The 19,278-nt window shown below is 62.5% G+C and carries 16 protein-coding genes; 7 read left to right on the forward strand and 9 right to left on the reverse strand.

What is annotated here, in order from left to right; genetic code table 11:
• Positions 1-196 precede the first annotated feature (196 nt).
• Together ACX3M4_RS23080 and ACX3M4_RS23085 are read left to right on the forward strand one after the other, a co-directional pair.
• Positions 197-1,132 (forward strand): fatty acid desaturase, encoded by a 936-nt coding sequence (locus ACX3M4_RS23080; RefSeq protein WP_459355311.1) that lies wholly within the window; start codon positions 197-199, stop codon positions 1,130-1,132.
• Positions 1,129-1,956: a phosphate/phosphite/phosphonate ABC transporter substrate-binding protein gene (locus tag ACX3M4_RS23085; protein WP_459355312.1), complete on the forward strand. Its 828-nt coding sequence runs from the start codon at positions 1,129-1,131 to the stop codon at positions 1,954-1,956. The genes ACX3M4_RS23080 and ACX3M4_RS23085 overlap by 4 nt, the downstream gene beginning before the upstream one ends.
• A 49-nt stretch (positions 1,957-2,005) precedes the next feature.
• Here the strand turns inward: ACX3M4_RS23085 and ACX3M4_RS23090 are convergent, their stop codons facing one another.
• The gene (locus tag ACX3M4_RS23090; protein ID WP_459355313.1) at positions 2,006-2,137 is read right to left on the reverse strand and encodes a hypothetical protein; all 132 of its coding nucleotides are present in this window, start codon (positions 2,135-2,137) and stop codon (positions 2,006-2,008) included.
• 163 nt (positions 2,138-2,300) lie between these two features.
• Here ACX3M4_RS23090 and ACX3M4_RS23095 point away from each other — a divergent pair, with 163 nt between their 5' ends.
• Positions 2,301-3,203 (forward strand): LysR family transcriptional regulator, encoded by a 903-nt coding sequence (locus ACX3M4_RS23095; protein ID WP_459355314.1) that lies wholly within the window; start codon positions 2,301-2,303, stop codon positions 3,201-3,203.
• Positions 3,204-3,605: 402 nt separating this feature from the next.
• A complete protein-coding gene (locus ACX3M4_RS23100) occupies positions 3,606-3,911 on the forward strand; it encodes a hypothetical protein (protein ID WP_459355315.1) in 306 nt (101 codons plus the stop codon).
• 314 nt (positions 3,912-4,225) lie between these two features.
• Here the strand turns inward: ACX3M4_RS23100 and ACX3M4_RS23105 are convergent, their stop codons facing one another.
• The 3 genes from ACX3M4_RS23105 to ACX3M4_RS23115 are packed head-to-tail and all read right to left on the reverse strand — an operon-like array spanning position 4,226 to position 9,724.
• Positions 4,226-5,602 (reverse strand): M24 family metallopeptidase, encoded by a 1,377-nt coding sequence (locus tag ACX3M4_RS23105; protein WP_459355316.1) that lies wholly within the window; start codon positions 5,600-5,602, stop codon positions 4,226-4,228.
• A 52-nt stretch (positions 5,603-5,654) separates the two neighbouring features.
• On the reverse strand, positions 5,655-8,090 hold the full coding sequence (locus ACX3M4_RS23110; RefSeq protein ID WP_459355317.1) for a GcvT family protein: 2,436 nt from the start codon (positions 8,088-8,090) through the stop codon (positions 5,655-5,657).
• A gap of 59 nt (positions 8,091-8,149) precedes the next feature.
• Positions 8,150-9,724: a trimethylamine methyltransferase family protein gene (locus ACX3M4_RS23115; protein WP_459359492.1), complete on the reverse strand. Its 1,575-nt coding sequence runs from the start codon at positions 9,722-9,724 to the stop codon at positions 8,150-8,152.
• Positions 9,725-9,977: 253 nt separating this feature from the next.
• Here ACX3M4_RS23115 and ACX3M4_RS23120 point away from each other — a divergent pair, with 253 nt between their 5' ends.
• Both ACX3M4_RS23120 and ACX3M4_RS23125 read left to right on the forward strand, forming a co-directional pair.
• Positions 9,978-10,895 carry a phosphotransferase gene (locus ACX3M4_RS23120; protein ID WP_459355318.1) on the forward strand — a complete coding sequence of 306 codons (918 nt, stop codon included), beginning with the start codon at positions 9,978-9,980 and terminating at the stop codon, positions 10,893-10,895.
• Between the two features lie 73 nt (positions 10,896-10,968).
• Positions 10,969-12,015 carry an ABC transporter ATP-binding protein gene (locus tag ACX3M4_RS23125; RefSeq protein ID WP_459355319.1) on the forward strand — a complete coding sequence of 349 codons (1,047 nt, stop codon included), beginning with the start codon at positions 10,969-10,971 and terminating at the stop codon, positions 12,013-12,015.
• Between the two features lie 82 nt (positions 12,016-12,097).
• Here the strand turns inward: ACX3M4_RS23125 and ACX3M4_RS23130 are convergent, their stop codons facing one another.
• Entirely contained in the window at positions 12,098-13,810 is a 1,713-nt protein-coding gene (locus ACX3M4_RS23130; RefSeq protein WP_459355320.1) for an ABC transporter permease, read from the reverse strand.
• 211 nt (positions 13,811-14,021) lie between these two features.
• Positions 14,022-15,002 carry an ABC transporter substrate-binding protein gene (locus tag ACX3M4_RS23135; RefSeq protein ID WP_459355321.1) on the reverse strand — a complete coding sequence of 327 codons (981 nt, stop codon included), beginning with the start codon at positions 15,000-15,002 and terminating at the stop codon, positions 14,022-14,024.
• Between the two features lie 252 nt (positions 15,003-15,254).
• Between ACX3M4_RS23135 and gndA the strand changes: the two genes are divergently transcribed.
• A complete protein-coding gene (gene gndA / locus ACX3M4_RS23140; protein WP_459355322.1) occupies positions 15,255-16,679 on the forward strand; it encodes an NADP-dependent phosphogluconate dehydrogenase in 1,425 nt (474 codons plus the stop codon).
• A gap of 252 nt (positions 16,680-16,931) precedes the next feature.
• Here the strand turns inward: gndA and ACX3M4_RS23145 are convergent, their stop codons facing one another.
• The 3 genes from ACX3M4_RS23145 to ACX3M4_RS23155 form a co-directional block, all read right to left on the reverse strand.
• Positions 16,932-17,750, reverse strand: a complete 819-nt coding sequence (locus ACX3M4_RS23145) for a sugar phosphate isomerase/epimerase family protein (RefSeq protein WP_459355323.1) — start codon at positions 17,748-17,750, stop codon at positions 16,932-16,934.
• Between the two features lie 78 nt (positions 17,751-17,828).
• Positions 17,829-18,776: a 2-hydroxyacid dehydrogenase gene (locus ACX3M4_RS23150; RefSeq protein ID WP_459355324.1), complete on the reverse strand. Its 948-nt coding sequence runs from the start codon at positions 18,774-18,776 to the stop codon at positions 17,829-17,831.
• Positions 18,773-19,186: a VOC family protein gene (locus ACX3M4_RS23155; protein ID WP_459355325.1), complete on the reverse strand. Its 414-nt coding sequence runs from the start codon at positions 19,184-19,186 to the stop codon at positions 18,773-18,775. The genes ACX3M4_RS23150 and ACX3M4_RS23155 overlap by 4 nt, the downstream gene beginning before the upstream one ends.
• Between the last annotated feature and the right edge of the window lie 92 nt (positions 19,187-19,278).

Consider the following 19,278-nt stretch of genomic DNA (forward strand, 5'->3'; position numbering starts at 1 on the left):
GGTCATTCGGTTTTGGAAAAAGCTCCAGATCATGGATTTAAATCTTCAAATGTTTACAATATGAAACATATTGTTGAATTTGGTAAATACTGTGGAATTTGTTCCCAAGTCTCAAATTGCGGCCCAACCTTCCCGCGCTCATAGTTGGTGAAGTTTCAGGCGGTTACCGCCGGAACCCCAACTTCTGGAGCGATAAGTGCCCCGCACGAATTTGATCGAATGGCCGACGCTGGCTCTGATCCTGGCCACGTCCGCAGCATGGATGCTGCTGATCGGGTTTTATACCGAACTCGGTCCCTGGATCGTCTGCCCCCTGGCGGCCGTTGCCGTGACGCTGCAATCCTCGCTGCAGCATGAAGTGCTGCATGGCCACCCGACGCGCAATCCCGCCTTCAACGAGGCGCTGGTCTATTGTTCGCTCGGCCTGTGTGTCCCTTACCGCCGTTTCAAGTCGCTTCACCTGCGCCACCACAACAACGACCGCCTGACCGACCCCTACGACGATCCGGAAACCTTTTATCTCGCCTGGGGCGACTGGGAGAAACTGCGGCGCATCCTGAAGCTCGTGCTGATCGTGAACAATACCCTCATTGGCCGATTGCTGATCGGGCCTGCCGTGTCGATGATCGGGTTTGTGGGTTCCGAAATCCGCATGATTCGCGGCGGCGACAAGGTTGTCCTGCGTGCCTGGCTGCATCATCTTGCGGGCATCACTCCGGTGCTCCTGTTCGTGACTCTCGTCGGCGGCATGCCGGCCTGGCTCTATGTCATCGGGGTTGCCTATCCCGGCATGAGCCTCCTGATGCTGCGCACATTTGCCGAACACCGGGCGCATGATCACGCGGAAGCGCGCTCGATCATCGTGGAATTCTGCCCCGTGTTCTCGCTGCTCTTTCTCAACAACAACCTCCATGTGGTGCATCACGCCAACCCGCGGACACCCTGGTACCAGCTGCCCCGCCTTTACCGCTCGGCGCGCGCGGAGTGGTGGCAGCGCAATGACGGCTACGTCTTTGCCAGTTACTTCGAGCTTGCGAAGCGCTATTTCTTCAAGATGAAGGAACCCGTTGCCCATCCGACCCGGCGGCGGGAAACAACGCCACTTCTGGCTCACGAAAAGGCGGTTTCTTGACTTATCGGAATTTCATGACCGTCCGGCTGCCGATGTATGACTGGCCGGAAGTCCGCACCGCCACACGGGATCTTGAAAGCGCGCTGCAAGGCGCGCTTTTCGCCGTTCTGGGACTGTCGGAAGATCTCATGCGGCCCTGGCCGGAAGACGGGGATCTGGTAGAGACTTGGACAGATCCGGACCTGCTCCTGACACAGACCTGCGGCTATCCGCTGACGCACACGCTTGCTGGCAAGGTTCGACTGGTCGGCACGCCGCATTATGACGCCGACGGCTGTGATGGACCCAGCTATTGTAGCCAGTTGGTGGTGCGCAGGGACAGCCCCTATCAGTCGCTTGAAAACCTGCGAGGCCGCCGGGCAGCCTTCAACGGGTCTGACAGCCAGTCCGGCATGAACACCTTCCGTCACGCGGTCGCGCAGCTCCGCAACGGGCGCGTGTTCTTCTCCGAAGTGATCGAAAGCGGCGCGCATCTGTCATCGCTCAAGGCCGTTGCAGCCGGCGAAGCGGAAGTTGCCTCGATCGACGCGGTTTGCTGGGCACTTGCCAGCCGTGAACTGCCCGACCTGACGGAGCAGCTCCGCCCGATCGCCAAGACGGCCCGGGCACCGGGCCTGCCGCTGATCACGTCGACCCGATTCTCCGATGATGAGGTGGACCTGATCGCCGATACGGTCGCCGAGGTCTTCACGTCGTCCGAGACGCAGAAAAGCCGCGAACGCCTTGGCATTCGCGGCTTTTCGAAACTCACTGTCGCAGACTATGCCGGCATTCTTGCCATGGAGCAGGAAGCAGCCCAGCTCGGATATCCGGAGCTGATCTAGAAGAAAAAGCATCCGCAGCGGTGGTCCCGGCGGATGCTCCTCTCGCGACTTAGCGGGTGCGCAGAGCCTTCTGGGCTTCGCGCTGGCGCAGCGCCTGGTTCATGCGGGCCAGTTCTGCAGCGGTGTGACCGGAGACAACACCCATGAGGTTGGTGCCGAGGGCCTGAGCAAGATAGGTCATGACGATCCCGTCCTGATATGTTCGATTTTGAAGAATGCGCGGTCCACTGCTGAAATAGAAGGCCGCTTGCCTGCTATATGGGCATGTCTTGCGATTCAATCAATCGAATAGTATTCATCTATTCGTTCAAAAAAATTGAACCATAGAGACGGAAGCCTGATACATGGACAAGTTGCCGAGCACTGGCCTCCCGCTCATCGATCTCGAGATTTACCGCACTTTTGTTGCGATTGCCGAAACCTCCAGTTTTACAAAGGCTTCCGAGCACGTGGGGCGGACACCGTCGGCGGTCTCCATGCAGATCAAAAAACTTGAAGCGCTGCTCGGGGTTTCCGTATTCGCACGGGAGAGCCGCACCGTACGCATGACGCCGGAAGGTGAAGCCCTGCTCGGATATGCCAGGCGCATCCTGATGCTGAACGAGGAAGCCGTTTCGCTCTTCCTGTCGCCGGAGGTGGAGGGCGAGGTCCGATTCGGGGCGCCGTCGGATTTCGGCACGCGCTTCCTGCCCAATATCCTCTCCCGCTTTGCCCGCTCGCATCCCGGCGTCAACGTGGATGTGCATCTCGACGGCAGTCCGATGCTGGACGAGAAGGTGAAGAAGGGTGAACTGGATCTGGCGCTTTTCACGGCCCGACCCGGAACGGCGCTGGCAAAAGGCGGGGGGATCGTCTTCACCGAGCCGCTGGTCTGGGTCGGTCTGGAAGGCGGCATCGCCTATCAGCGCGATCCGCTGCCGCTGGCCGTCTCGACGCCCGGCTGTCCCTGGCGCCGGGCGGCGCGGGTGGCGCTCGACGATGCGCAGAAGCCTTACAGGATCTCCTATACGAGCTTTCACAGTGCCGGTCAGGAAGCGGCCTTGTTGGCCGATCTTGCCATTGCACCCTTTCCGGCCAGCGTGGTGCAGCCGCCGTTGACGGCGCTCGACGACCGCCACGGCCTGCCGGAGATCGGCGACTATCACATCCTCATGGCCGAACGTGCCCACGCCGGCAAGGCAACCCACGCCTTCGCACGGCACGTCGCGGAGAGCTTCAAGGACCTCAGCCACGGGAAAACTGGCTGAACGAGATGCCTCGTACAGGCAGTGCTGTCGCAGTTTAGCGGTCAAGACCGCGGCAATTTCGGTGTCACCCCGGGCGACCGAAGGGAGACCCGGGGCCTACTTGCAGGTCCATTTGCTGAAGCATGGGACGGGAACGCAGAAAGTGCTTCCGGCACTGGCTCTCTGGAAATGAGTAGGCCCCGGCTCTCCGCTTCGCTGCGGCCGGGGTGACGCCGGCGGGTGTGGCAAACCTCTCAAACGTGTCTGATTCAGGCCTGGACCAAAGTGTCTCCCCCACGCCCGAGACGCGGCCGCGTTAACCATATTCTCCGTTTCCCGGGACAAACCCGCAGGACCACTGGCGCAAAAGTTAACGAGCGGTTACGATTCTTGGTAAACGAAGCGTTAACAGCGAGACGTGCCATGAAAACGGTCGTGACATCCCTGATCCTTGCTGCGGGCATCAGCCTTGCCGCCGGCGTTGCCGCGCAGGCCGAGAGTGGTACCACCCGCATCGTCCATGACGAGCCTTATGGGGCCATCGTCACAAAGGAAGCCGGCGTGCTCGTCTTCCGCGGCCTGCCGCCGACCCGCAAGGTGATCGTCAATCCGGACGGCAAGACGCCGTTGGAACTGAAGCAGACCGAGGTGACGGAGACCAATGTCGTCATCCTGTCCCAAGGCGACTATGCCCGGCAGCTCGGTGCGAAGATCATCCGGCTGAAGTAGGTTTTTGAGCCGCCGGCAACCCGAATTTATCCCTCCGCCGTCATCCCGGACGCAGCGAAGCGTTCGCTGTGGTGCAGGCACTGTTGACGAACGAGCCGTGCCACGTACGCCCCTCTCCCCCCTTGCGGGGGAGATGTCTCCGACAGGAGACAGAGGGGGGTGCCAACCTCTTCTCAAATTCGACCTGATTTCTGGTTGGCAACGCTGCATACCCCCTCTGTCCGCTGATGCGGACATCTCCCCCGCAAGGGGGGAGAGGGGTTCAAGCCGACAGGCACGGTTTCTCAATCGGTGATTTTTCGAATGAGAAGCCGTTATACCGCCCGTCCCAACAACCTCTCGTCAAACGGATAGCTGCTCAGCCGCTCATACCCGGTGTCGGTGATCAGAAGCTGTTCCTCCAGCTTGACGCCCTCGTGGCCGCCGTGGCGGCCGACATAGCTTTCCACGCACACCACCATGCCCGGTTCCAGCATGCCGTCATAGCCGCCGCTGTCCCAGTCGGCGGGGTAGGGCACGGCCGGGTATTCGTCGCAGAGGCCGACGCCGTGGAAGAGCACGGAATAGCGATTGGCGAGGTAGTCGCCGGGCAGGCTGGTGGCCTTGTGCGAGAGCTCGTGGAAGCTTCTTCCCGGCGCCAGCATCGAGATATTGGCTTCGATCTGATCGACGGCCATCTGGTAGAGCGAACGTTGCTCGTTGGTCGGAACACCGTCGCCGCAAAGCCATGTGCGGGAGATGTCGCAGCACATGCCGTAGGGCCCGACAAGGTCGGTGTCGAAGGCAACGAGATCGCCAGCCTCGATTATCCGGGCTGAGGCTTCCTGGAACCAGGGATTGGTGCGCGGACCGGACGCGAGCAGATGCGTCTCGATCCATTCGCCGCCGCGGCGAATATTGCCGGCGTGCAGGAGCGACCACAGATCCCATTCGGTCATGCCGGGACGAAGCGCTGCTTCCATTTCGCCCATGGCCGCCTCGCAAGCCGCAATCGATCGGCGCATGGCCAGGATCTCGTCCGGGCATTTGATCGCCCGGGCCAGTTCCATCACCTCTTCGCCGTCATGGATGGAAAAGCCATGAGCGACCAGAGCGGCAACGCCTTCGCGGCGGCATTTGTCGACGGCAATGCGATTGTTGCCGCCGCCATGCAGCCTGACAAGATCGGCGAGTTCGTCAGCCCATTTCTGCGCCAGTTCGGCGGAGCGTGGACCTGCTTCGAAATAGAACCACGGCACGCCGTGGCGGGTCTCGTCGATCAGATGGTTATGCGCGCCGAGATGCTCGCAATTGTGGAAGTCGAAGGCGACGACCGGTCCTTCCAGCGCGACGAAGGTGTAGCGCACAGCGTTGTGGGTGCTCCAGACCTGCATGTTGGTGGTGTCGGTGGCGTAGCGCACATTCAGCGGATCGCAGAGGATCGCCGCCGAGAGGTCGTTTTTTGCCAGCTGCTGGCGAATGCGCTGCAGCCGGTAGGCGCGGATGGTGTCGAGGTCCGGTGCCGCCAGGTCGCGGGCCGCCCATTCGCTTTCGGCAAGGTCGCCGTAACCGAGCAGATGCCGGTTCAGCGCCGTCGCCTTTTCGAAGGCGTAGGAGGACAGGGTCTCGTAGTCTGCCAGGTCGCCCGGATGGGCGGGCAGCACGGCCGGCATGATCTTGCGCCGGTGCCGGCCGAAATGTTCCGTATTCATGGACGCCCACACTCCTCTGTTGCAGGCTCCGCTCCCGGGATGGAAGCGGTGATTACATGCGCATGCGTTCCGCCTTCGGGTCGAACGGCGGTTCGGTGATGATGGTGGCCTTGCGGCGGTCGCCGAGGATCTCGATCTCGAATGCGCCTTCTGCCGTACTGCCGGCGAGCTCCGTCGGCAGATAGCCCTGGGCGAGCGACTTCTGAACGAAGTGGCCATAGCCGCCGGAGGTGACCCAGCCGATGACCTTGCCGTCGTGCCAGACAGGTTCGTCGCCCATGACATCGGCATCCGACGCATCGACGACGAAGGTGACACGCTGGCGTTTCGGGCCCTCGTCGAATTCCTTCTGCGCGGCTTCCTTGCCGATGAAGCTCTCCTTGGACAGCTTCACGAAGCGGCCGAGGTCGGCCTCATAAGCACCGTAGATCGGGCGGAACTCGCGGAACCAGGTGCCGAAGTTCTTTTCAAGCCGCAGGCACAAGAGGGCGCGCATGCCGAAGTTGACGATGTTGAACTCGGCACCCGCCTGCATCAGCGCGTCATAGACCTGACGCTGGTATTCCGGCGCCATCCAGATCTCGTAGCCGAGGTCGCCGGTATAGGTGATGCGGTTGACTTTGCAGGGCGCGTTGGCCACGTCCATCTCGCGGAAATCCATGAAGCGGAAAGCTTCATTGGAGACGTCATCACCTGTGATCCTGTCCAGCACCTTGCGGGAATTGGGACCGGCGATGGAAAGACCGACCCAGCCGAGATTGATCGCGCGGATCGTAACCGAGCCGTCCTGTGGCAGGTGCTTTTCGAACCAGCGCATGTGATAGATCTCGGCCTGGGACGAGCCCCACATGTAGAACTTCTCTTGCGCAGCACGGGCAATCGTGAAGTCGCCGATCAGCTTGCCGTTCTCGTTCAGCATCGGCGTCAGGATGATGCGGCCGGTCTTCGGCATGGTATTGGTCATCAGGTGCGACAGGAAGCCTTCCGCGCCTGGACCGGTAATCTCGTATTTGGCGAAGTTGGCGGTCTCCGTCACACCGACGCTTTCGCGCACGGCGCGGCATTCGGCACCGATATGCTTAAAGTCGTTGGAACGGTGGTAGGAAACGATGTCCTTTGCCTCGACACCCTTGGGCGCGAACCAGAGCGGTGTTTCGAGCGCCCAGCTGTCGCCCATGACGGCGCCCTCAGCCAGCATGCGGTCATAGAGCGGCGTGGTCTGGTGCGGCCGGGCTGCCGGAAGTTCCTCGTTCGGGAAACGGATGCGGAAGCGGCGGCGGTAGTTTTCCTGCACTTTCGCGTTGGTATAGGCGAGCGTTGCCCATGTGCCGTAGCGGGCAACGTCCATGCCCCAGATGTCGTAGCCCGGATCGCCGTTGATCATCCAGTTGGCGAGCGTCAGGCCGACGCCGCCCCCCTGGCTGAAGCCGGCCATGACGCCGCAGGCAACCCAGTAATTGCGCAGGCCACGGACCGGACCGACCAGCGGGTTGCCGTCGGGCGCGAAGGTAAAGGGGCCGTTGATGATCTGCTTGATCCCGGCATTCTGCAGCGCCGGGAAATGCTCGAAGCCGACTTCCAGCTCCGGTGCGATCCTGTCGAGGTCCGGCGCCAGCAGCTCATGGCCGAAATCCCAGGGGGTCTGGCGCGGGCTCCAGGGGCGGCAGTTCTGCTCATAGGTGCCGAGCAGGACGCCCTTGCCTTCCTGGCGGGTGTAGATCTCGCCGCCGAAATCGAGAATGCCGATCAGCTCCTTGCCGGTCTCGGCATTGTGGGAGGTGACTTCCTCCATCTCCTCGGTAAGCAGATACATGTGCTCCATGGCCAGCACCGGCAGTTCGATGCCGACCATGCGGCCGCATTCACGCGCCCAGAGGCCGCCTGCGTTTACGACATGCTCGGCGCGGATGGTGCCCTTGTTGGTGATGACGTCCCAGGTGCCGTCCGGCGTCTGCACCAGCTCTTCCACCTTGGTGTGGCGATAGACGGTCGCGCCGTTGACGCGGGCGGCCTTGGCATAGGCATGAGTGGTGCCGGACGGGTCGAGATGGCCCTCGATCGGATCCCAGAGCGCGCCAATGAAATGTTTTTCATCCAGCAGCGGGAACATCTTCTTGGCTTCGGCAACGGAGATCAGCTCCAGGTCCATGCCGAGATAGCGGCCCTTGGCCTGGGCAAGGCGCAGGAAGTCCATGCGCTCGGGCGTGTCGGCCAGCATGACGCCGCCGGTCAGGTGCAGGCTGCAGGACTGGCCGGAGATTTCCTCCAGCTCCTTGTAGAGATCGACGGTGTAGCTCTGCAGCTGGGCAACGTTCGGATCGCCGTTCAAGGTGTGGAAGCCGCCGGCAGCATGCCAGGAGGAGCCCGAGGTCAACTCGTCGCGTTCCACCAGGGTGACGTCTTTCCAGCCGAGCTTGGTCAGGTGATAGAGAACGCTGCAGCCGACAACGCCACCGCCAATGACAACGACCTGAGTATGGGTTTTCATGCAATCTGCTCCGGAAAGGCCCGCGCTTCAGCGGCGGGCCATATTCGTAAGTGTCGGGATTAGAAGTCGGTGGGGGCGCCGCCCTCGGCCTTGCGGCGGTCGACGAAGGCGGTGATTTCCTCGTCGATCGCCGGGTCGAGCGGCGGTTGCTCATAGGCTTCAAGCGCCATCTTGTAGAGCCGGTTGGCCTTGTCATAGGCCGTCGGGCTGCCGGCTTCCGACCATGTCTCGTAATTGCGCCAGTCGGAGACGATGGGCGGGTAGAAGGCGTCCTTGTAGCGGGTCTGGGTGTGCTCGGTGCCGAAGAAGTGCCCGGCCGGGCCGACCTCGCGGATGGCGTCGACGGCAAGCGCTTCCTCGGAGACGTCAAGCGGCGTCAGGTATTCGGCGATCATCTGCAACAGGTCGACGTCGGTGATGAACTTCTCGAAACCGGCGCTGAGGCCGCCCTCCAGCCAGCCGGCGGCATGCTTGATGATGTGGGCGCCGCCATTGATCGCGCCCCATTCCGACAGGGTCGTCTCAAGTGCTGCCTGGAAGTCGACCGTGTTGGCCGCGCAGACGCCGGACGAGCGGTAGGGGATATTGTATTTGCGGGCAAGCTGGCCACCGGCAATCGCTGCCTTCATGTATTCCGGCGTGCCGAAGGCAGGAGCGCCGGACTTCATGTCGACATTCGACGTGAAACCGCCATAGACGACCGGAACACCCGGGCGCACAAGCTGGGCAAAGGCGATGCCGGCGAGGGCTTCGGCGTTCTGCAGCGTCAACGCGCCCGCGACCGTCACCGGCGCCATGGCACCGGCAAGTGTGAATGGCGTGACGATGGAAACCTGACCGGCCTTGGCCATCTCGATCAGGCCCTGCAGCATCGGCGTGTCGAGGCGCAGCGGCGAGGAAGTGTTGATGACGGTGGCAACGCACGGCGTCTTGACGAATTCCTCGGGTGTCAGGCCGTAGCCGATGCGGGTCAGTTCCAGGCCGTCCTGGTTGCGCTCCTTGCCGAGCGAATAGATGTGATAGACCTTGTCGGTCAGGCGCAGCATGTCGGCGACGCAGTCCAGATGCCGGACGGAGGCGTGGATGTCGACCGGCTCCACCGGATAGCCCATGACGCAGTGAATGATGTTGAAGAACTGCGACAGCTTCAGGAAGTTGCGGTAGTCCTGCTGGTTGCCCGGCCGGCGGCCGCCGTCGCGGTCGACGGCGTTGGGGGCACTCGCGACGCAGGAGAAGGAAATCGCATCGCCGCCGACCTGAAGGTCATGCGCGGGGTTGCGGGCATGCAGGGTGAATTCGGCCGGTGCCTTCTTGATCAGGTCTTCCACCATCGCCCGGTCCATGCGGACCCGGTCCGACCCCGGCTTGATGTCCGCACCGGCGTCCTTCAGGATCTGCTTGGCTTCCTCATGCAGGAAATCGATGCCGATCTCCTCCAGAACGCGCATGGACGCGTTGTGGATCGCTTCCAGTTCGTCGGCGGAGACGGCTTCCAGCGGGCGGAACCGGTGCCGGGGCTGCTTGAACGGCTTTTGCGGAAAGGGATTGGGCAGGGCCTTGTCACCACCCCTGCGCCGTCTGCGCTGGGCCGGGGCCGTTTCGGCCAGAAGTGCCGTGTCGAGTTCAGCCGTCATGTCGTCCGCCATCGTCCTGAGAAAACTGCGCTGTAGCCGGGTGCCGCACACATGCCGGCCCATCTGCGCCATCTTCTGACGACGTTACCTGAGAGGGCTGTTTTTCCGGGCAGTCTCAGAACGACGGCCAGTGATACAACTCCGACATTGCGGTTCCGGCATTGGCTTGGGAAGCTCAGGGACGGACGCTGGGGGTTGACGAACACGGCGGGTAAAGCGATCAGAACAGTGTGATTTCTCGCGGGGAGCTGACTTGCACGTATCGCTGACTGATTCCGATCTGCTGGCCTTTCTGAAGACGCTGTTGCCGGTGAAGGACTGGTCGGCGGCGCGCTTGCGGCCGCTGCCGGTGGCCTATACCTGCCGGTTCTGGCGGCTGGACGTCCCGGGACGCAGCTATGTGATCAAGGAATTCTTTCCGGAAAACGAGGACAACCCGCTCTATCCGACGCTGCCCTCACAGGAAGCTGATGCGCTTGCCGTGCTGGCGCGCCATGGCCTGGCACCGGACCTTGAAGCCTTCACCAGAAGCCCGGTGGGCACGCCGCTCCTGATCTATGGGTATCCGGCGCCGGTCGACAACGAAATCGGCGTGGCGGAAGTGGCGGAACTGATCGGCCGGTTTGCGGCGCTTAAGGAACAGATCCCGGGCCACCAGACGGTTCCGGCCGGCTATCACGAAGTCCTCGCACGGGGCGACGCGATGCTGGCGCTTATCCCAGGCAGCCGGAAAGCCGCCAATCTCAAGCGTTTGCGGCCGAGAGATGCCGCTGTGTCCCGGCGGGAGATCCAGCGCACCCTGGTGCACCGGAGCTTCTGTCTCGGCACGATCCAGGCGACCGGTGACGGCGCGCGCCTGATCGACTGGCAGTTTGCCGGTTACGGCGACCCGGTCGAGGACATCGCCTGTTTCGTCTCGCCGGGGCTGGCAACGCTCTATGGCATTCATCCGCTGGTCGCCTATGCGGAAGAGCTGTTCCTGCAACACTATCCGGATCAGGAAACGGTCAGTCATTTCCAGGAAGAACGCAGCGCCTATCACTGGTGCCTCGCCGCCTATTGCCTGTTCCGGCACGAGACGCTGGTTGAAGGGAACGCACCCGCGGCGCGGACCTATGGCAAGGCGCTGGAGGAGGAAGTCGACCTCTTGCTGCGGTTGCGTGGGCGCTAGGCTGCATTCGGATGGATTATCGATACTTGTGACCCTGTAATCTGCCTGTCACGGAACGGCGATAACGGGAGGCATGTCCATCCAGCTCGCTTCCGTTTCCAAGTCTTTCGGCGCGCACAGGGCGCTGAACGGCGTTTCCCTGTCTATCGAGGACGGCACGTTCTTTGTCGTGCTTGGGCCCTCCGGCTGTGGCAAGTCGACCCTGTTGCGCGCCATCGCCGGGCTTGAACCTATTGACGCCGGCGAAATCGAGCTGAACGGACAGCCGGTTGCCCGGGACGGCTTTCACCTCGCCCCCGAAGACAGGCGTGTCGGCGTGGTGTTTCAATCCTATGCCCTGTGGCCGCATATGAGTGTTGCCGGCAACGTCGCCTTTCCGTTGGAGACAGCGGGCAAGCGCCGCTCCGCCATCTCGGAAAGGGTGGCCGAATGCCTGGCGACAGTGGCGCTCACTCCCTTCGTCGAGCGCAAACCGGCGGAACTTTCCGGCGGCCAGCGCCAGCGCGTTGCCCTTGCCCGCTGCCTGGCGCAAGGCGCGGCAACCGTTCTCATGGATGAACCGCTCGCCAATCTCGATCCGCATCTCAGAAGCGCGATGGAAGAGGAGCTGGCCGCCTTCCACCGGGCGAGCGGCGCGACGACGCTCTTCATCACCCACGACCAGCGCGAGGCCATGGCGCTCGCCGACAAGGTGGCGGTGATGTGGGACGGCGAGATCCTGCAGGTGGCCGATCCGGATACGCTCTATCGTCGGCCGGTGTCGAAAAAGGTGGCCGGGTTCATCGGCCGCAGCACGCTGGTGCCGGTCGATGTGGAGCGGGTGGAAGAAAGCGCCGCCCTGATCCGTTTCGGCAGTGTCTCGCTGGAGGCGGATTGTCCGCACGGGACGCGACCCGGTCCGGCAACGCTTCTGCTGCGGCCGGAACATCTGGTTCTGGCGACGGGAACGTCAGGGTTCGAGGCGCGGGTGGAGCGAACCATCTATCGCGGTGGCTACTGGGAAGTCTTCGTCACGGTTGAGGGTGTCGCCGAGCCGCTGTTGATGGTGCTGCCCCGCAGGGCAGAGCCGGGCGAAGTGCTGCGGCTGGACATACTGCGCGGCTGGGTGTTGACGGAGTAGATCTACAACTCGAAGGCCTCATCCTCAGGAAGGCCACAGGCCTGTCTCGAAGGATGAGGTCGAAATTGGAAATGACTTCCCCTCAATCCTTCCACGGCACGGTCCCTGCCGGAACCTTCTTTGCCAGCATGTTCATCGCCAGCATGATGACTATAGTTGCGGCGACAACCACCACCGACATGGCGGCGGCAAGTGTGGTGTAACCGCCGTCCTCGTAGTTGAAGATGGTGGTGCCTATGGTCTCGTTGCCGGTGGACCAGAGCAGGGCGGAAACCGTGATCTCGTTATAGGCCGTCAGGAACACGAGGATGGCACCGGAGGCGGCAGCCGGAGCCGCCAGCGGCGTGAAGATCTTTCGTATGCGCCGGAAGAAACCGGCTCCGGCGACCCTTGCCGCATCTTCCAGCGCATCGTCCATCTGCAGGAAGGCGGCGGCAACGGGTTTCAGGCCAATGGCCAGGAACACCGAGACATAGGCGATGCCGATGATCCAGAGCGTGCCGTAGAGCGAGACGTTCAGGATCGGCAGCGGCCGGATGAAGGCGAGAATGAAGGCGATGGACATGACCAGGCCGGGCACCGCGAAGGCGATCTCCGACTGCGTCAGGGCCAGCCCCGCCCATCGGCGCTTCGTTCCCTGCCGGTGGGCCAGAAAATAGCCGAGAAACAAGCTGACGCAGGCGATGACGGCAGCGGCAAGGCAAGCCACAAGTGTTGAATTGGCAAAGGCCCGCAGGGTGACGGACTGGCGCCAGAGCACTTCGGTGAAATTCTCCAGGGTCAGCGTTTCGGGTGACAGAGGCAGGCCGTAGGTGCGCACCAGTGAGGTCGCCAGCAGGGAGGCGGCCGGCAGCAGCAGGACCGCGGTGACGAAAAGCCAGAGAAGCGCTTCCACAATGGGACGTTTGCGGCCAAGGGCGATGGTGAGCGGAGCCTGGGGCAGGCCAATGAGGCTGGTGCGCAGGCGTCGTTGCAGCAGGCTTTGAATGAGTATTGCGGCGAGAGCGACGACCGCGAGGATCACCGAGATCACGGCGACGTTGGGCAGCACATCCGGCCCGAAACTCGCCAGACGATGCCAGACCAGGACCGGCAAAGTGGTGTAGCGGGCCGGTATGCCGATCAGCGCATTGATGCCGAAATTGCCGAGCGCGGCGACGAAGGCGAGCGCGAAACCCGCAAGCAGGGACGGTGCCAGCAGCGGGAGGGTGATCCGGCGCAGCATCAGGAGGCTGCCGGCGCCGGAGACGCGCGCGGCATCGGAGAGTTCGCGTGGAAAGGATCGGAGCGCGGCACGCACCAGAAGAAAGACGAGCGGGCTGTGCTGCAGCGTCAGGAGCAGCACCAGCCCCTCACGGGAATAGAGCGGGTGTGTCGCACCAAGCTCCGGGGCAAGGCCAAGCCAGCGCAGCACCGGGCTGCCGGGCCCGAGCGTCTGGATCCAGGCAATCGCCGTCACATGCGGCGGGATCATCATCGGCAACAGGATCAGGAACACCAGGAGACCCTTGGCGCGGATATCCGTCAGGCCGATCAGGAGGGCGAGCAGCGTGCCGAGCAGCGTTGCAAGAAGAGCTGACAGGAAGCTGCTCTCGACGGAATGCCAAAGGGCGGTCCGCACCGAACGGCTTTGAACGGCCTCCAGCAGGGGGCCGAGGTCCAGGGTGCCTCCGCTCGTCAAGCCGGTCTTGAAGAGCAGCAGCAGCGGCAGACCGCAGATCAGAGTGGCGCCAAGGACGAGGGCGAGCAGGGTTGTTTTTTCGGGTGATGGGGCCAGCATTCGAGCCGGCAACAACTCTCTATCGTCCTCCCGGCCAAGCGAAGCACGAGCCGGGACCGGGAAGCCACGATAATTTGCCAATGCAATTTTCATCTGATTGACAGGCTTTGGCTCACCGGTCCCGGATCTTCGCTACGCTGCGTCCGGGATGACGAATGGCAGGTTTCAGTGTGGACAAACAGCGCGGCGGTTGCCGCGCTGCTCCTGATTGAATTGACGACAGAGCTTAGCCGCCGAAGATCTCGGAGAACTTCAGCTTGTCGGCCTGGTCCTGTTCCAGCGCCTTGGCCGGGTCGAAGTCCATGAGCTTGATCTGGTCGCGGGCCGGGAAGCCTTCCGGGGCTTTGATGCCCGGATGCGCCGGCAGGTAGCCCTGCGAGGCGGCGAGTTTCTGGCCGTCTTCGGAGATCAGGAAGTCGACGAAAGCCTTGGCGGCATCCGTGTTCTGTGCGGTGGAGAGGATTGCGACCGGCTCGGTGACGGCGGAGACGCCTTCTTCCGGGAAGACGAACTCGACCGGTGCACCCTTGACCTTTTCACGGATCGGCAGGAAGTCGACGACGAAGCCGTAGAGCTTCTCACCGCCGGCAATTGCCTTGTAGACACCGCCATTGCCGCCCTGCGGGTTTGCACCCTGTTCGGCGAGACCTTCGTAATAGGCCCAGCCGAGATCCGGGTTGGAGGTCAGCGCCGTCATGTGGATGGTCGCGGCGCCCGAGGTCAGCGGCGAGGGCATCGCCAGCTTGTCCTTGGCTTCCGGCATCAGAAGATCCTTGTAGGAGTTCGGCTTCATCGGCGCGTTGACATTGTACATGATGCCGGTGGTGATCAGCTTGGTGGAGAAGTAGGTCTTGTCCTTGTCCATGATCGCCGGGTCGTAGGCGGAAACGTCGGCGGCCTCATGAGCCAACAGACGGCCTTCCTGCTTCAGGCTTTCCATGGTGACGCTGTCGGCTATCAGCAGCACGTCCGGCTTCGGGGCGCCGGCTTCGAATTCGGCGCGCAGTTTTGCCATCACCTTGGTGGTACCGTCACGGAACCATTCAACCTCGACACCCGGATGTTTTGCGGTGAAGGCGTCAACGGTCGCCTGGGCGTCCTCGTTCGGCTGCGAAGTGTAGAGAACGAGCTTGCCGGAAACATCGCCGGCAAGGGCGGAAGAGGAAGCAACGGCCAGGAGGCCGGCAGCGAGCAGAAGCTTTTTCATGTGACAGATCCCTTGCGCAAACCGCTGGATTGGGTGCGGATCTCCTGTCGCTAGCAGGCTTCTGTGACAGATTTTTTTGACTGGCGGGTAAAACTGCGGAACTGGCGGAAATTTCTGACACCCGGTTTCAGTTATTGCCTTCGGGTCGCCGGACGCAAAAATGTGTTCACTTGTATGCAAGCATTGCCGTTCGCCGGGAGGTCGGCTATCACCGCGCCACCAGACATTAATCGATTTATGAAAGGCATGTTCATGAGCTCAAACGGCGCGACCGCGGAAATCGGCCTGATCGGCCTCGGCACGATGGGCGGCAATCTGGCGCTCAATATCGCCGAACATGGCTTTCAGATCGCCGTCTTCAACCGCACGACGGAAAAGACCGACCAATTCATGGCAAAGGCAGGCGATCTCGCCACAAAGCTCGTGCCGACAAAGACGCTGGAAGACTTCGTCGCCTCGATCAGGTCACCGCGCGCGGTGATCCTGATGGTGCCGGCGGGCGAGGCCGTCGATGCGCAGATCGAAGCGCTGCGGCCGCTCCTTGATCCGGCAGACCTCATCATCGACGCAGGCAACGCCAATTATCACGACACCAACCGCCGTGCGGCGGACGCGGCCGAAAAGGGCCCGCGCTTCATGGGGATCGGCGTCTCCGGCGGTGAGGAGGGAGCACGCTTCGGCCCGTCCATCATGGGCGGCGGCGCGAAGGATGCCTGGGATCAGGTCGGCCATATCCTGGAAGCCATCTCTGCCAAGCACGAGAGCGCCCCGTGCGCCGCGTATCTTGGCGAGGCCGGCGCGGGCCATCTCGTCAAGACGGTCCATAACGGCATCGAATATGCCGACATGCAGATGATTGCCGAAGTCTACGGCGTCATGCGCGACGGCTTTGAAATGACCGCGGACGAGATCGGCGATGTCTTCGAAAAATGGAACGGCGGCATCCTGCAGTCCTACCTGATCGAGATCTCGGGCAAGGTCGCCAAGACCGCCGATCCGGAAACCGGCAAGCCGATGCTGGATATCATTCTCGACAAGGCCGGCCAGAAGGGCACGGGCCGCTGGACCGCCATCGAGGCCCTGATGCTGGGAACACCGGCAAGCGCTATCGAGGCGGCCGTTGCCGTGCGCAACATGTCGGCGCGTCTGGAAGAGCGCAGGGTGGGTGAGGCCGAGTTCGGTGCAGCGCCGAGCGGGATGGATCGCGAAGCCCTCACCATCGACGCGCTGGAAGCCGCCCTCGTTGCCGGCAAGATCATCTGCTATGCGCAGGGCTTCGGCCTGATCCTGGAAGCCGCGAAGCAGTACGGCTGGGCGATGCCGCTGCCGGAGATTGCGAAGATCTGGCGCAACGGCTGCATCATCCGCTCGGCAATGCTGAACGACATGTCTTCCGCCCTCACGGACAACGCGGAACGCAACTTGATGCTGGCGCCATTCTTCTCCGAAAAGCTGAAGAGAACCGAGGCCATGCTGCGCCAGGTGGTCGCCCAGGCGGCCCTCCACGGCCTGCCGGTTCCGGCGCTTTCCGCCGCGCTCTCCTATTTCGACATCATGCGCACCGGACGCTCCACCGCCAACATGCTGCAGGGCCAGCGCGATTTCTTCGGCGCCCACGGCTTCGAGCGCACCGACAAGGCCGGTGGCGGTTACCACGGGCCCTGGGCTATGGGGTGAGTTGCCGCGGTAGCCACTTTGAACCGTCTACGATGAATGAAAATCTGGCAGGACCTTTCAACAGGCCAAGTCAAATTCCCTTCCCCCTTGTGGGGAAGGGTTAGGGATGGGGGTACACGGCGAAAGCCGTACTCAGGGCTAATCTCGAAAACCCCCACCCCAACCCCTCCCCGCAAGGGGGAAGGGCGTTTCGGCTCCGGTCTGACGACAAGTCAGTGGGCTGTAAGCGGCGAATTTCTGACTGGATTGCAGCTACTGCGCCAGCCCCAACGCCGCCATGTTGGCGATCGACACAGGCAGACCGGAATGATCGCGCAGTTCGATGATCAGGCGCGGGTCGCTGTCGAGTTTCGCCAGCGCATCGAAGACCGAATGCCAGTTGATCGTGCCTTCACCGAGCGTCCAGTGACGGTCGGCATGGCCGTCGGCGTCCTGGAGATGGACGTGGCGCAGCCGGTTGCCGGCGGCCTTGACGAAATAGTCGACGGGCGGTGCGCCGGTGGAGCCGTGAGCGTAGTGGGCATGGCCGGTGTCGATGGAAATCTTGACCGCCGCTGACCCGAAGCTTTCCGCAAGCTGGATGCGGGCGTGCGGATCCTTGTCCTCGATATTCTCGATGACCAGCTCGCAGCCGATGTCCTCGGCCCGTTTCACCGCATCCTTCATGGTCAGGTGACAGATCCCGATCTTGCGCTCCAGACCGTCGTCGTAGTTGTCGAGATTGTTGTAGTCCCAGGTCGTGAAGGGGCTGTGCACCACCATGTGGGTGCCGCCGAGCGCCTCGCAGACCTCCAGGCCCTGCAACAGGCGTTTCTTCACGATTTCGCGCACGTCGACATCCATGCTGTCCACCGCGAAGCCCCAGAAGGGGCCGTGAATGCCGACCCGGCCCTCATGGCCGTCGAGCAGCTTCTTCGCCCTTTCGACAAGCGGCTGCCAGTCGCCGTTCAGCACCTCGGCCGGCCAGAAATCCTGCAGTTCGAGATCCCGCGGCTTGTCGAACATCAGCTTGCGATAGGTCTCCAGGCTGTCGAGGGTGAGCGCGGCGCCAAGGATCGGAAGGTCGGTCATGAAACACCTTTTCAAGGAAACGGACGATTGACCGCTGATACGCGGCGATCCTTGACACTATTGCGACGGAGGTCGGGTTCAGTACCCGCGATGCCGGTCGACACCCGGAGGAATGCTTCCGTCCGCGAAATAGCGGCCGATATTCTCGGCGACGATCCTGGAAGCCGTGCTGATGATGGTCGGGGCCGAGATATGCGGCAGGACGGTCACCTTGTCATGCTGCCAGAGCGGGCTCGACTGCGGAAGGGGTTCCTCGTCGAAGACGTCGAGGACGGCATGGTTAAGCACGCCGGCGTCAAGGGCGTCCAGCAAGGCGTCCGTCACCAGGATGGGGCCGCGGGCAAAATTGATGATCGATGCGCCCTTCTTGAAGGCAGCGAATTCGTCCCTGCCGATCAGGCAGCGCGTTTCTGGGGTCAAGGGCATCAGGACGACGATAATGTCCGCGCTGCCGAGAACGGATCGCAGCCCCTCCAGGCCGTGAAAGCAGTCGATGCCGTCGAGGGACTTTTCGCTGCGGCTCCAGCCGATGACGCTGAAGCCGTTGTCCTTCAGCCGCTGCGCGGCGGCAGCGCCCAGCTTGCCGAGGCCAAGCATGCCGACGGTGCATTCCTGTGGCGCCTTCAGTGCGTGATCCTGCCAGATCTTCCGGCGCTGCTGTGCCGCGTAGCGGGGCATGTCCCGGTGAAGGTAGAGTGTCCAGGCAAGCACGGCTTCCGACATGGTCTGCGCCATCTGCGGATCGGTCAGGCGCACGATGCCCGGTCCGTCCTGCGGCAGGTCCGCGACCAGGCGCTCCACCCCGGCCCAGAGGCTTTGCACCCAGACGAGGTTCGGCAGGGCCGCCACCTTGGCCGGATCCGGATTGGCAACGATGGCAACCGTGGCGGCCAGGCGTTCCTCGTCCGTCAGGTCGTCAAAGGGCTTGACCTCGGAAATGCCGGACAAGGCCCCGGGCAGGGCCTCCCGCCACGCCTGGCGCTCGTCCGGGCTGGCGGAAGAGACGAAGGGAACCACAGGCCTCATACGGCGAAGACCCCGGCCTCGTCGGCAAAACCCTTGATCTCGATCGGGTTTCCGGAAGGGTCGGTAAAAAACATGGTGCTCTGCTCGCCGGGCTGGCCCTCGAACCGGACGGTCGGGGGAAGGATGAAGGCGAGGTTAGCCGCTATCAGTTTTTCCGCAAGAGCCTTCCAGGTCTCCATGTCCAGGACGACGCCGAGATGGGGCATCGGCACCATGTGGTCGCCGACCTTGCCGGTGCGGGTGGTCTCGAACGGCTTGCCGAGATGGAGCGAGATCTGATGGCCGAAGAAGTTGAAATCGACCCAGGTGGCGGTGCTGCGTCCTTCCCGGCAGCCGAGCAGTCCGCCATAGAAGGCGCGGGCTTCGTCCAGATCGGTGACATGATAGGCAAGATGAAAACAGGGCTGCATCAGGATCTCCCTTGAAGAGGTTCAAGGTCTGGGTAGCAGATCCGGTTCAAAACATTTAAGATGTTTTTTCTCTCCTCAGCATAGGAAATTGT

This window comes from Roseibium sp. M-1 (assembly GCF_054515675.1).